Source organism: Pseudomonas sp. 3MA1, assembly GCF_029237275.1.
Classification (GTDB): domain Bacteria; phylum Pseudomonadota; class Gammaproteobacteria; order Pseudomonadales; family Pseudomonadaceae; genus Aquipseudomonas; species Aquipseudomonas fluorescens_AP.
On record NZ_JAACFX010000006.1, the window covers coordinates 147,233 to 160,298 of the forward strand.

The 13,066-nt window shown below is 62.9% G+C and carries 9 protein-coding genes; 6 read left to right on the top strand and 3 right to left on the bottom strand.

The genetic code is table 11. From position 1 onward, the window contains the following. Window positions 1-3: 3 nt before the first annotated feature. The gene (gene mexE, locus GWQ44_RS18030) at window positions 4-1,251 is read right to left on the bottom strand and encodes a multidrug efflux RND transporter periplasmic adaptor subunit MexE (protein WP_016967581.1); all 1,248 of its coding nucleotides are present in this window, start codon (window positions 1,249-1,251) and stop codon (window positions 4-6) included. Between the two features lie 222 nt (window positions 1,252-1,473). Further along, a complete protein-coding gene (locus GWQ44_RS18035; protein WP_275928035.1) occupies window positions 1,474-2,991 on the bottom strand; it encodes a carbohydrate porin in 1,518 nt (505 codons plus the stop codon). A 278-nt stretch (window positions 2,992-3,269) separates the two neighbouring features. On the opposite strand from GWQ44_RS18035, the gene GWQ44_RS18040 reads away from it, so the two are divergent. From GWQ44_RS18040 to GWQ44_RS18060, 5 genes are all read left to right on the top strand, one after another. After that, on the top strand, window positions 3,270-4,559 hold the full coding sequence (locus GWQ44_RS18040) for an MFS transporter (RefSeq protein ID WP_047304699.1): 1,290 nt from the start codon (window positions 3,270-3,272) through the stop codon (window positions 4,557-4,559). Between the two features lie 13 nt (window positions 4,560-4,572). Further along, the gene (locus GWQ44_RS18045; protein WP_275927931.1) at window positions 4,573-6,048 is read left to right on the top strand and encodes a glycoside hydrolase family 32 protein; all 1,476 of its coding nucleotides are present in this window, start codon (window positions 4,573-4,575) and stop codon (window positions 6,046-6,048) included. A gap of 100 nt (window positions 6,049-6,148) precedes the next feature. Then, complete coding sequence (locus GWQ44_RS18050; protein ID WP_179596226.1) at window positions 6,149-7,147, top strand: LacI family DNA-binding transcriptional regulator; 999 nt, start codon at window positions 6,149-6,151, stop codon at window positions 7,145-7,147. 235 nt (window positions 7,148-7,382) lie between these two features. Continuing rightward, window positions 7,383-7,754: a DUF4156 domain-containing protein gene (locus GWQ44_RS18055; RefSeq protein ID WP_275927932.1), complete on the top strand. Its 372-nt coding sequence runs from the start codon at window positions 7,383-7,385 to the stop codon at window positions 7,752-7,754. 232 nt (window positions 7,755-7,986) lie between these two features. After that, window positions 7,987-8,643 carry a VOC family protein gene (locus GWQ44_RS18060; protein WP_103740226.1) on the top strand — a complete coding sequence of 219 codons (657 nt, stop codon included), beginning with the start codon at window positions 7,987-7,989 and terminating at the stop codon, window positions 8,641-8,643. Window positions 8,644-8,783: 140 nt separating this feature from the next. On the opposite strand, the gene GWQ44_RS18065 is transcribed toward GWQ44_RS18060, so the two are convergent. After that, on the bottom strand, window positions 8,784-9,677 hold the full coding sequence (locus GWQ44_RS18065) for a LysR substrate-binding domain-containing protein (protein ID WP_047304695.1): 894 nt from the start codon (window positions 9,675-9,677) through the stop codon (window positions 8,784-8,786). A gap of 159 nt (window positions 9,678-9,836) precedes the next feature. Between GWQ44_RS18065 and GWQ44_RS18070 the strand changes: the two genes are divergently transcribed. After that, window positions 9,837-12,899: an FAD-binding and (Fe-S)-binding domain-containing protein gene (locus GWQ44_RS18070; protein ID WP_275927933.1), complete on the top strand. Its 3,063-nt coding sequence runs from the start codon at window positions 9,837-9,839 to the stop codon at window positions 12,897-12,899. Window positions 12,900-13,066 lie beyond the last annotated feature (167 nt).

Genomic DNA, 13,066 nt, shown 5'->3' on the forward strand with positions numbered 1-13,066 from the left:
CCCTTAACCGCGCGGAGTCGCAGCGGCGAGTTTCACAGCCGGAGCCGCCTTGGCAGGGGTGACCTGCGGCAGGTTGCTGGCTTCCAGTGCTTGGCGTTGTTGGGCCAGGGCGGCGAGGGTTTCCTGGCTGGCCATGGGGATCACTTCAGGCGTCACCGGGGCGCCCGGGCGTGCCCGCTGCAAGCCCTTGACGATGATGGTGTCGTCCTTGCTCAGGCCGCTGCGCACGATGCGCAGGCCTTCGATCTTCGGCCCCAGTTCCACGGCGCGGTAGGCCGGCTTGTTGTCGGCGTCCATCACCAGCACGAACTTCTTGCCCAGGTCGGTGCCCACGGCTTCGTCATTGATCAGCATCGCCGAGTAGGTGCCGCTGCCCACCAGTTTCAGGCGTGCATACAGGCCCGGGGTGTAGCTGCCGTCACGGTTGTCGAACACGGCGCGGCCACGGATGGTGCCGGTCTTGGGGTTGACCTGGTTGTCGACGAAGTTCATCTGGCCCAGGTGCGGGTGGCCTTCTTCGTTGGACAGGCCCAGGTACACCGGGGTGGTCTGGCCGCGCTGGCCCTGGCGGGCTAGCTGGGTGTACTTGAGGTACACGCGCTCGTCGGCGTCGAAGTAGGCGTAGACCTTGTCGGTGGAGACCAGGCTGGTGAGCGGGGTGACATCGGCGGTCACCAGGTTGCCAGCGGTGATCTGCGCGCGGCTGACTCGACCGCTAATGGGCGCCACCACCCGGGTGAAGCTCAGGTTGAGCTTGGCCAGGTCCAGCTGGGCCTGGATCGCATCGACCCCGGCCCGGGCTTCCTGGGCGGCGCTGCTGCGGGTGTCGGCCAGCTCGGCGGAAATCGCGTTGCTGGTCAGCAGGCGCTGGCCGCGCTGGGCTTCGTTGGCGCTGCGGGTGGCGGTGGCCCGGGCTTGTTGCAACTGGGCTTCGAGGCGGCGCACTTCAGCCTGGAACGGACGCGGATCGATCTGGAACAGCAGGTCGCCTTTCTTCACCAGGGCGCCCTCGGTGAAGGCCACCTGGTCGATCTGGCCCGAGACTCGTGGACGGATCTCTACGGTTTCCGGGGCTTCCAGGCGTCCGGTGAACTCGTCCCATTCGTTGACCGGTTGCTCCAGCACCTTGGCCACGCTGACTTTGGCGGCGGGTGGCGCGGAGGCGGTTTCCGGGGCTTTGCCGCAGGCACTCATGACCAGAACGGCGAGGGCGGCTAAGGGGTAACGCAAGAATTTGACTGACTGGTCCATGGTTCATCCGCCAAGGTAATTTGAGATGGGCGGATGATGCTCGGCAGGCTGGTATCTCACGAATCGAATGAAGCGAAGGTAACTATCATTCGGAATGATATAAGCCGCGAGCCAGCCCTCTAGCCTGCGCCTTTGGTTAGGCGGCTATCAATCCCCGGGCGCGCAATTGATTGTTGCTCGCCACGCAATATTGGGCGCTGTGGCAGGGGCCGGCGGCAGTCCTCAGAACCAGGTTTCCATCTGTACCCCCAGCTGCCAGTCGCCCCCGGACTTGAAGCCCTTTTGACCGAAGTCGTCTGTTGCACTGAAGTTATCCAGATCTCTGGACCAGTTCATGTAGGTGGCGAACAGGCGCAGTTCGGGGCGAACCAAGAAGTCGCCGGTCTGGGCCTTGAAGGTCGGGGCGAACGTCAGCTTCCAATAGTCGCCCTTGGCGGCCTGGCGGCCATCGTAGCCCCGGGCATCGAGGTCCATGGTCTGCCAGCTCAATTCATATTGCATTTCGAAGTTGCTGCTCAGTTCATTGGCCAGGCGCAGGTTGAGGGTCAGGTAGCGATAGGCGTCGTCGGGAACGTAACGATGCTTGCTCTGCTCGGCGATCAGGGCCGGGGCGATGCGCCAGTCCTGAGTGAGGCGGGTATGGCCATAGAAGGCCAGGCGCAAGGTCCTGGCCTGGTCCAGCAGCTCGCCATCGGCACCGATGTTGTTGACCTCCGCCCCCAGGCCCTGGCCATACAGCAGCACCGCCTTGGCGTAGCCCTCACGGCCGAAGAAGTCGGGTCGATGGTAGGCGAACAGGCCATGGGCGCCGCCGGTGGCGGGGCTGAAGCCTGAGGTGTTGACTCGGCGCTTGTGCTCGGGGTCCGTTCGGTTGCCGGTGTCCAGGTCGGCATCGTTCTGGCCGGACGAGATGCCATTGAGCATGACCTGCCAGCGGCCCTGGTCGAAGAATTGATTCAGGGTCGCGACATAGCTGCGGATGTCCTTTTTCTCCTCGGTGCCGAAGTCTCCGTAGGAGCGACTCAGCAGCGACGCGTTGACGCGCCAGTCTGGCGTCAGTTGCAGGTCGTAGATGCCGCCGCCTGTGCCGGCCAGGAACACGATCCCTCTGTCGAGCCAATGCAGGTCGAAGTTGTCCCGATCAAAGCGCTTGCCCGCCCACAGCGTGGTGTCGCGCAGCAGGGGACTGTCCTTGAACGAGGCCAGGTGGCTGAGCTCGCTGTAGGCCTGGCGCACATTCAGCCGGCTCTGCGCGGCGGTCCAGTCGTTGGGCGTCTCCAGGCCGTCGGCGAGCATCAGCAGGTACTTGGAGCGTGTGCCGTTGTCGGCCTGGCTTTCCTTGGACAACTTGGCCTCCATGTAGGTGTCGACTTCATTGCCCAAGCGGCCGACCGCGCCTCCCACCGAACCGGCGGGGGTCAGGTAGGGGCCGCCACGGCCGGCGCCGGATCCGTTGCTCATGATGCCGGAGCGGGCATAGCCGCCGAAGGTGAAGCCGTCGCTCAAGTGCTCGCTGGCCTTGGTTGATGACGCGGTCGCCGGGGCGGCGCTGGCGAGGGCCTGCGGGTGGGCCTCTGTCCGCGCCACGGGTGGGTCGAGGGGGCTTGCCGCGGGCGCCGGCGGACGGCCGAGGATTTGCTGATTGAGCTGCTGGACTTCCCGGCGCAACCGCGCGGCGTCGGCTTCGGCCGCTGAGGCACGAGCTTCGGCGGATGTGGTTCGGGCTTCGAGCCTGGCCAGCCGCTCCTCGATGCTTGGCGCCGGCGCGGCGAACAGTTGAGTGGACAGCAGCAACAGAGAAAAGCCGGCCCAAGGCCGGCACCGCGCGGAACCCATAGATAACCCTCTTGTTTTTGTATTCGGGCATTGCCGGCGTCTTTTCAGCGGCTCGCGGGCGGCTCATGCAGGGCGCGCCGGGCACTTTTCGCAGCGCACTCCACTTGACAGCGAAGCGTTGGAAGACGCGTAATGTGTTGCGATGTTAACGTTAACCTAAATAAAAACAAGAGGGTCGTCACATGCAGCTTGCCGCCAAACGCGAGTACTGGCTTATCAGTGGTCTGTTGTTTTTCTTCTTCTTTTCGTGGTCATCCAGCTATTCGCTGTTCTCTATCTGGCTGCATCGGGTCATTGGCCTGAATGGCACGGAAACCGGCTTCATCTTCGCCGCCAACGCCATTGCGGCGTTGCTGGTTCAGCCTTTTTACGGCGCACTGCAAGACCGCCTCGGGCTGTCCAAGAAGCTCCTGGTGTGGATCGGCATCTTGCTGTGTGCCGCGGCGCCCTTTGCAATCTATGTCTATGCCGGTCTGCTGGCGCAGAACGTGGTGCTGGGCGCGCTGCTCGGTGCGGCGTTCCTGGCCCTGGCGATGCTCGCCGGTGTGGGGGTGATCGAGTCCTATACCGAGCGCCTGTCTCGCCATGCCGGTTTCGAGTTCGGGATCACCCGGATGTGGGGATCCCTGGGCTGGGCCAGTGCGACCGGCGCGGTCGGGGTGGTGTTCAATATCGATCCGAATATCGCGTTTTACATGAGCAGCGCCGCCGGTGCCCTGTTTCTGCTGACGCTGTCCCGCCTGGATCTGGACCGGCTGAGCCGGTCGACTGCCGGGGTCGGCGCGGTTGCCAGCCCCGTGCGTCTGCACGATCTGTGGCGGTTGCTGACACTGCCGCGATTCTGGGCCTTCAGCCTCTATCTGACCGGGGTGTGCGGGATCTACATGATCTACGAGCAACAGTTTCCGGTGTACTTCTCCTCGTTTTTCCCGACCCCGGAGCAGGGCACCCGCGCCTACGGCTACCTGAATTCGTCTCAGGTGCTGGTCGAGGCGGTACTGATGCTGTTTGCCCCCTGGGTGGTCAGTCGCACAGGCGCCAAATACGGGCTGATCCTGGCGGGCAGCATCATGTTCGTGCGGATCCTCGGCTCCGGGTTGGCGACCCAGGCCTGGGCCATCGCCGCCTGCAAGATGTTGCACGCGTTGGAAGTGCCCATCCTGCTGATCTCGGTATTCAAATACATCTCGCTCAACTTCGACTCTCGGTTGTCTGCCTCGATCTATCTGGTGGGATTCCAGTTCGCCCAGCAACTGACCGCCATGCTGCTGTCGCCGTTGGTGGGCTACGGCTACGACCATCTCGGGTTTGCCAGCGTGTACGTGCTGATGGCCGGGCTGGTCGGTGCCTGCCTGCTGCTGTCATGGACCTTGTTGCGCAAGGACCCGGCGCGCCACACCTGTGAGGTCGCGCCTGGCGATTCGCCGCCGCTCCCCGCCATTGCTCAATCCGCCCCTCGTTATGAACCCTAGACAGGAACCAGCCATGCACGCTGCACTGTTGGACCAAGCGCATCGCGCTATTGAAAAGACCTTGGCTGAGCGGGGCGATGACTTTCGCCCCGCCTATCATCTTGCGCCGCCGGCGGGATGGATGAACGACCCCAACGGCCTGGTGTTTTTTCGCGGCGAGTATCACGTGTTCTACCAGCATCATCCCTATTCGGCGCACTGGGGGCCGATGCACTGGGGGCATGCCAGGAGCCGTGACCTGGTGCACTGGGAACATCTGCCCATAGCGCTGGCGCCCGGCGCTGCCTATGACCGCGACGGCTGTTTCTCGGGGTCTGCGGTGGTCGCGGACGACAGGCTGTACCTGATCTATACCGGGCATGTGTGGCTGGGCGCTCCGGGCGACGACCAGCACATCCGTCAGGTCCAGTGCCTGGCCAGCAGCACCGATGGCGTGTCGTTTGACAAGCACGGGGTGGTGATCGAGGCGGCGCCGGAGCCGGGCATCATGCATTTTCGCGATCCCAAGGTCTGGCGGCGAGCAGGGCAGTGGTGGATGGCCCTCGGCGCCCGTCGCGGCGACGATCCGCAGCTCCTGCTCTATCGTTCCGACGATCTGCGGCACTGGGAGTACCTGAGTTGCGCCCTGCAAGGGCAACGTCAGGCGGACGGCTACATGTGGGAGTGTCCGGACCTGTTCGAGCTCGATGGCAGCGATGTGTTTCTCTATTCGCCCCAGGGCCTCGCCCCCAGCGGCTATGACAACTGGAACAAGTTCCAGAACAGCTACCGAATGGGCCTGCTGGACGACCGGGGCTTTTTCAGCGAGTGCGGCAAGTTGCGCGAGCTGGATCACGGGCATGACTTTTATGCCGCGCAGACCCTGCTGGCGCCGGACGGGCGACGCTTGCTGTGGGCCTGGATGGACATGTGGGACAGCCCGATGCCGAGTCAGGCTCATCACTGGTGTGGTGCGCTGTCGCTGCCTCGGGAGTTGAGCCGCGACGGCGAACGGCTGCGCATGCGGCCGGCTCGCGAATTGACGGGGTTGCGCCAGTCGCTGCGGAGCTTGCCGATCGGCGCGGTGGAATCCGCCGATTGCCTCATCGATGAGCGAGGCACGTTGCTGGAGTTCGAGCTGACCCTGGACCTGGCTGGCAGCAGCGCCGAGCGCTTCGGCCTGGCCCTGCGTTGCAGTGAGGATCAGCAGGAGCGGACCCTGGTGTATTTCGATGCGATGGCGCGCCGTCTGGTGCTTGACCGGCAACACTCGGGAGCCAGTGTGAGCGGGGTGCGCAGCGTGCCGATAGCCTGGGGGCAAACGCAGGTCGCCCTGCGGATTTTCCTGGATCGCTCCTCTATCGAGGTGTTTGTCGATGATGGCGCCTACAGCTTGAGCAGCCGGATCTATCCTCGTCCCGACAGCCAGGCGCTCAGGGCTTTTGCCATCAATGGACGCGGTGCTTTCGGCGACGTTTCGCTCTGGCGCCTGGCCGATCTGCGCCTCTGATGCGTGGGTGGGCCGTGTCTGGCACGGCTCTGGCGCTGTGTTGTCATGCTTTTGCCAGGCATGACATGATGCCCGGCCATACAAGCATTGGCACCTGCGAATGGCCTCAGTTAAAGATGTCGCGCGCCTGGCAGGGGTTTCCTTCATGACGGTGTCCAGGGCGCTCAATACCCCGGAAAAAGTCAATCAGGAAACCCTGGCGAAAGTTCTGCAAGCGGTCGAGACCCTGGGGTATGTCCCCAGTCTTTCGGCGCGCAAGATCCGCGGCGGCTCCTCGCGTGGCAAGACCATCGGGGTCTTCGCCCTGGATACCGCCACCACGCCCTTCGCTGTGGAAATGCTCCTGTCCATGGAGCGCACCGCCCGTGAGAACGGCTGGAACCTGTTCATCCTCAACGTCTTCGAAGTGCCGCCGAACCAGCAGACCATCGATCTGATGTTGTCCCATCAGCCTGACGGGATCATCTTCAGCGCCATGCAACTGCGCACCGTCGAGATTCCCCCGGTGCTGCGCGGCCTGCCGCTGGTTCTGAGCAACTGCGTGAGCCTGGAGCCCGGCGTGGCCTGTTACGTGCCGGATGACGCCGACGGTCAGTATCAGGCGGTGCGATACGCCCTCAAGCGCGGCTACCGCAATCCGCTGTGCATCAACTTGCCGCAGACCAGTCTGGCCTGGGAGCAGCGTCAACTGGGCTTGGCCCGCGCCCTCGCCGAAGCCGGGATCCCTGCGGCCGATGTGGCGCAGTACAACCTGTCCCGGGATGACGCCTATCAGGAAACGATTGCCGTGCTGGAGAGCCGACTGCGCGACTTGCAGGGCAGGCCGGCGTTCGATCTTCTGGTGTGTGGTAACGATCGGATCGCCTTGGTCGCCTACCAGTACCTGCTCAGTCGCGGCTTGCGCATTCCGGATCAGGTAGCGGTTCTGGGGTACGACAATATGATCGGCGTGGCCGAGCTGTTCTATCCGCCGCTCAGTACCGTGCAATTGCCGTATTACGAGATGGGGCGGCGCTCTGCTCAGTACCTCATTGAACGCAGGGAACAACCGACGATTCACCGAGTTGCATGCCCGCTGGTGGAACGCCAATCCTGTTGAACACAAGGGCTGACGGGGCAAGCAACCACTCGGCGCGAGTGCATGAGGCTGGCGCTGGCCAATCATCGGCCACGCCCTGAGGTGGCGTTCGCGGGCCTCTCTTTACATTTTTTGACGGTAAATCAACGGATTAATACAACGGCGGCTCTGCCAACGTTTGATACTGCGCGCTCTACCGCCCCGCAGGATTATCCGCTCGGGGTATCGCTGCAAATGTACGAAAGGAATCATCTGGATGCATCGTTCTCATCGACTCACGGGAATCGGCCTGTGTGCCGTGTTGTCTGTCCTGGCGGGTTGCGCGCCCACTTCAATCGCCGGACCCGGGGCCAACAAGGTACGCATCACCCACAATGAACCGGGACGTGAATGCCAGTTTCTTGGCGATGTCACCGGCAGTCAGGGCGACTTTTTATTGGGCAGTATCACGGGCAACGCCAATCTCGAAACCGGCGCCCGCAACGACCTGAAAAACAAGGCCTCGGCGCTGGGGGGCAACCGGGTTTACCTGCTCACCCAGCGCGCAGGGCAGACCGGTTCGGACAATCGCCTGGAGCAAACCAACGTGACGCTTTCGGGCAATGTCTATCGCTGTCCTGACTCCTGAGCCGGCGGTCTGTCGCTGAGCGCCGAGCATCCTTCCCCCGCCAATGGCAGAGCTGTCAGCGCTATGGGGGTGGGCATCGATCGGGGAGCCTGCCCTGTACCTGATCGTCAGCAAAAACCCGTTCGAGCATTGTTCTGGATGGCCGCAATGGGCCATGTCAGACTGCTCGCCGGCTTTTTTGTCCCATGGCAAAAGTGCCGCTGCTCACGATCAGGATTAAAGGGAATTAACGATGGAAACAGACCACATTTTTATTGGCGTGAATGATCACGGGCAAGGCGCTGATGCATTGAAAGCCCTCGGGCTGGTTGAAGGGACGCCAAACACCCACCCGGGTCAAGGCACGGCCAATCGACGGTTCTTCTTGCGCAATGCCTTCATCGAGCTTTTGTACCTCACCGATGAGGCCGAGGCGCAAAGTCAGTTGACCGCGCCAACACGGCTCTATGAGCGCCTCAAGGGCAGCGATGGCGTCGCCGCGCCCTTTGGCGTTTGCTTCCGGCCTTCCAGCGTGGGCGAGGCGCCGCCGTTTCCGGTCTGGGAATATCGACCCGTTTATTTGCCCGCGGCCCTGAAAGTCGATGTGGGGCACGGGCCTGTCGGCGAACCGATGTGGTTTTTTCTTGGCTTTGCCAAACGACCCGATGAGGCTCCGATTGAGCGAGCCCAGCCGTTTGAACATCCCAACGGCTTTCGCGAGATGACCGCCGTGCGCATCACCACGCCCGGCCGCCAGGCTTTGTCAGCCGCTGCCGACTGCGCAAACCAGCTGCAGGGTTTTGCGATGGTCCAGGGGGATGAGCACCTGATCGAGGTGGAAATCGACCATGGAGCCAGCGGTCAGCGCCGGGATTTGCGTCCGCTGCTGCCGCTGATCATGCGCTGGTGAGGGGTTGAACGGAGCGCTCGGTCATTGATGCTGCCGAGCCCGCAGCCGCGGCATTGCGGCTGGGAAGGCAAAGGCGCTTTGCTTGCCAGCTGGACGCCGACCGCTGGATGAGGGGCGGCGGGCGCTTCAGCAGAGTCGCTTCAGGAGGGGAGGGACAGCAACCAGGCGCTGAAGGTCTTGAACGCCGGAAAGTGCTGATAGCGCGCGGCGCAGGTCAGGTAATAGTTGCGACCGCTTTGCATGGGGCCGAACAACTTGACCACGGCGCCAGATTCGATTTCCTCCTGCACCAGGATATCGGGAACCAGCCCGATACCTATGCCTGCGGCCACCGCCTGGATCAGGTGGGCGGTGAGCTCGAAGCTGGGGCCCGTGCGCATTTTCTGGTGATCCAGGTTGTTGAAGTCGAACCAATCGGACCAGCCGTTGGGGCGAGACACCACATTGAGCAGCAAATGATGGGGGAGGTCGTCCAGCGCTAGCTCGGGGTTGTCTGCCAGGGCCTTGGGGCTGGCGATGACGATCAGTTTTTCCCGCAGCAGCAGGTGCGACACGTAGCCCGGCCAATCCCCTTTCCCCGCGCAGATGATGGCCTGCATGTCGCCCACGCTGGAGGGGTTGTCGGCGTGAATGATCCTTGAATGGATATGCACCAGGTTCCTGGGATGACGGGCATAGAACTCATGCATTTTCGGCAGCAGCCATTTTGAGCCGAACGTCGGAAGCACCGCCAGGTTCAACGGGCCATCTTCTTCCTTGAAGGCAATGGTCTGCAGGGTGGCGCTGCGAATGCGCCCCAAGGCGGCGCTGAGCTCATGCTGGTACAGGGCGCCGGCGGCGGTGAGCTCGATTTTTCTGCCCTCGCGCTTGAACAGCGAGATCTCCAGCTGCGATTCCAGGGCCTGCACTTGCCGGCTGACCGCGCTTTGGGTCAGGGCCAGTTCGTCCGCGGCTTTGGTGAAGCTGCAATGGCGGGCGGCGGCCTCGAAGGCGACCAGCAGGGACATCGAAGGGGTCAGTCGGCGTGGGTTCATTCATAAAGCTCATGCAAAAGCTGCAGGTTTTACGTTTGTGTGAAACGTCTTGGCCCCACAAAATCGTGGGTGCGTCCCTTGCCATGCAGCAGCTGGCTGGGGGTAAGCATACATAACGAGAATGCTCAGATTAGCGGTATCGCCAGTAGGAATTCCAGCATGATTGCCCGGTTGTCTCCCCATGAAGTCAAAAACCCAGCCTGCGAGTTGTTCCTGGCGCGCCTGGAACAGGAAGGTTTCCAGGGAGAAATCGCTCGCGATCATGGGCTCAGGACCGTGCTGGCAACCGACAACTCGATCTATCAGCGCCTGCCGCAAGCCGCGGTGTTTCCGCGCAATGTGCAGGATGTTCAGCTGTTGGCCCGCCTCGTGGTGCTGGCGCCATTCAGCTCGGTGGTACTCACGCCGCGGGGCGGAGGAACCGGCACCAATGGTCAATCGTTGACCAGCGGGATCGTGGTCGACTTGTCGCGCCACATGAACGGCATCCTTGAGATCAACGTCGAGGAGCGCTGGGTGCGGGTGCAAAGCGGCGTGGTCAAAGACCAGCTCAACGCGGCGTTGAAAGCCCATGGACTGTTTTTCGCGCCGGAGCTGTCGACGTCGAACCGCGCCACCATCGGCGGCATGATCAATACCGACGCAAGCGGCCAGGGCAGCTGCACCTATGGCAAGACCCGTGATCATGTCCTGGCGCTGTCGACCATTCTCATCGGTGGCGAGCGGCTCGACAGTGCGCCCCTGGAGCCTGAGCAGTGGCAGGCACAGGCCCGTCGCGAAGACAAGGTGGGCGCGATCCATCGCTGTGCATCGCAGATCGTGGAGCAATACGCCGAGCTGATCGAACACACCTTTCCCAAGCTGAACCGTTGCCTGACGGGCTACGACCTGGCGCATCTGCAGGAGCCCAACGCGCGATTCAATCTGAACAGTGTCCTGTGCGGCTCCGAAGGCTCGCTGGGTTTCATTGTGGAAGCCACGCTCAATGTGCTGCCGGTCCCCCGGTACTCGATCCTGGTCAATGTGCGGTATGCAGGCTTCATGGATGCGTTGCGCGACGCCAAGGCGTTGATGCAGCTCAAACCGCTGTCCATCGAGACGGTGGATTCCAAGGTCCTCGGGCTGGCGATGAACGACATCGTCTGGCACGGCGTCGCCGAGTACTTTCCCCAAGACCCCGAGGTGTCGACCCTGGGCATCAACCTGGTTGAGTTCAGCGGCGACGACGAGGCGGCCTTGCTGCAACGCGTGGATGAATTTGTCCTGCACCTGCAGCGTGACACCCGCGTGGTGCGATTGGGGCACACCCTGGCCGTCGGCGCCCAGGCCGTGCAGCGGGTCTACGCGATGCGCAAGCGGGCCGTGGGGCTGCTGGGCAATGTCAAAGGCTCCGCCCGGCCCCAGCCGTTCGTGGAAGATACCGCCGTTCCTCCCGAGCACCTGGCTGATTTCATTGCGCAGTTCCGCGAGTTGCTCGATAGCCATGGCCTGGAATATGGCATGTTCGGTCACGTGGACGCCGGGGTCCTGCATGTGCGGCCGATCCTGGACATGAAAGACCCCGCCCAGGCGGCCCTGATCCGGCCCATTTCCGACGCCGTCGCCGAGCTCACGCACAAGCACGGCGGCTTGCTCTGGGGCGAGCACGGCAAAGGCTTGCGCTCGCAATACGTGCCCGATTACTTCGGCGAACTCTATCCGGCCCTGCAGGAACTCAAGGCGGCTTTTGACCCGCACAACCAACTCAACCCGGGCAAGATCGCCACGCCCAACACGCTGCCCGAGGCCCGCTTGACCCGGGTGGATGAGGTCCGGTTGCGCGGCGAGCTTGATCGCACCATCGATGAGCGGGTCTGGTCGCACTACGACGCCGCCGTGCATTGCAACGGCAATGGCGCCTGCTACAACTTCGACCCCGATGACGCCATGTGTCCGTCCTGGAAAGGCACCCGCAATAGACTGCACTCGCCCAAGGGGCGCGCGTCGCTGGTGCGGGAGTGGCTGCGCTTGCAGGGCCAGCAAGGTGTCGATGTGCTGGAAGTGGCTCTCTCGTCCAGGTCCGCGCTGCTTGGCCTGCCCAGGCGTGCGCTCAATACGCTGGCGCGGAAGCTGGGCCAGAAAGACTTTTCCCACGAGGTCTACGAGGCGATGGCCGGGTGCCTCGCCTGCAAATCCTGTGCGGGGCAGTGCCCGGTGAAAGTCAATGTGCCGGACTTTCGCTCGCGGTTCTTGCAGCTGTACCACAGCCGCTATCTGCGCCCGCTGAAGGATTACCTCATCGGTTCCCTGGAGTACACCATTCCCCATTTCGCCCGCGTGCCGCGTTTGTACAACGGGATCATCGGCTCGCGGATGGTGGGGGCGTTGCTGCGGCGGGTGGCCGGAATGATCGACAGCCCGCTGCTGAGCCTGCTGGATTTTGATGAGGTTTGCCGTCGGTGGAACGTGCGCGTGGCCTCGCCGGCGCTGCTTGAGGTGATGGACGAGGCGCAACGGGCTCGCAGCGTGATTCTTGTGCAGGACGCCTTTACCCGTTACTTCGAAACACCGCTGCTGGCCGATTGGATCGAATTGATTGCCAGGCTGGGGTTTGAGGTGTACATCGCGCCGTTTGCGGCCAATGGCAAGCCGCTGCAGGTCCAGGGCTTTTTGAAAGCCTTCGAAAAGGCTGCGCATTACAACGGCCGAACGCTGCGCGAGCTGCACCGCTATCAGATTCCATTGGTGGGTCTTGATCCGGCGATGACCCTGGTTTATCGGCAGGAGTACGCCAAGACCCTGGGGCAGGATCAGGCCCCGAGCGTGCTGCTGCCGCAGGAATGGCTGGCCCAGGTACTGGCGCCGTCAGCGCTGGGCGCGGGCCAGGAGACTTACCACTTTGTGCCGCACTGCACCGAGAAAACCAACGAGCCGGGCAGCGTGGCGCTGTGGCAGACGATTTTTGCGCGAGTCGGCCTGAAGTTGCAGGTGCCAGCCAGCGGCTGCTGTGGGATGTCCGGAACCTACGGCCACGAAACCCAGAACGCCGGGACCTCGGAGGTCATTTATCGCCAGTCCTGGGGTCCCTTGGTGGCCCGTCTCAATGGAGACGGGCGCCTGCTGGCGGATGGCTACTCGTGCCGAAGCCAGGTCAAGCGCCAGGACGGCCAGTCTGTTGCGCATCCGCTTCAGGCGTTGCTGAGGTTGATGCGCGACGCCGCCGGAGGCGATTCGCAACCTTGAGCGTGGCTGGATCCATGTTCTCTCCGGCGAACCCATGCGCCACAGATCGGCGGCTATGACAAAAGTTCATGGCCGCATGACTTTTAATGGTTACGGGGCCCCGCCAGCCCGGTGCTAAAACAGCGCAAACACAGCTCATCGATAACAACAAAGAGCGTTTGCGCCAT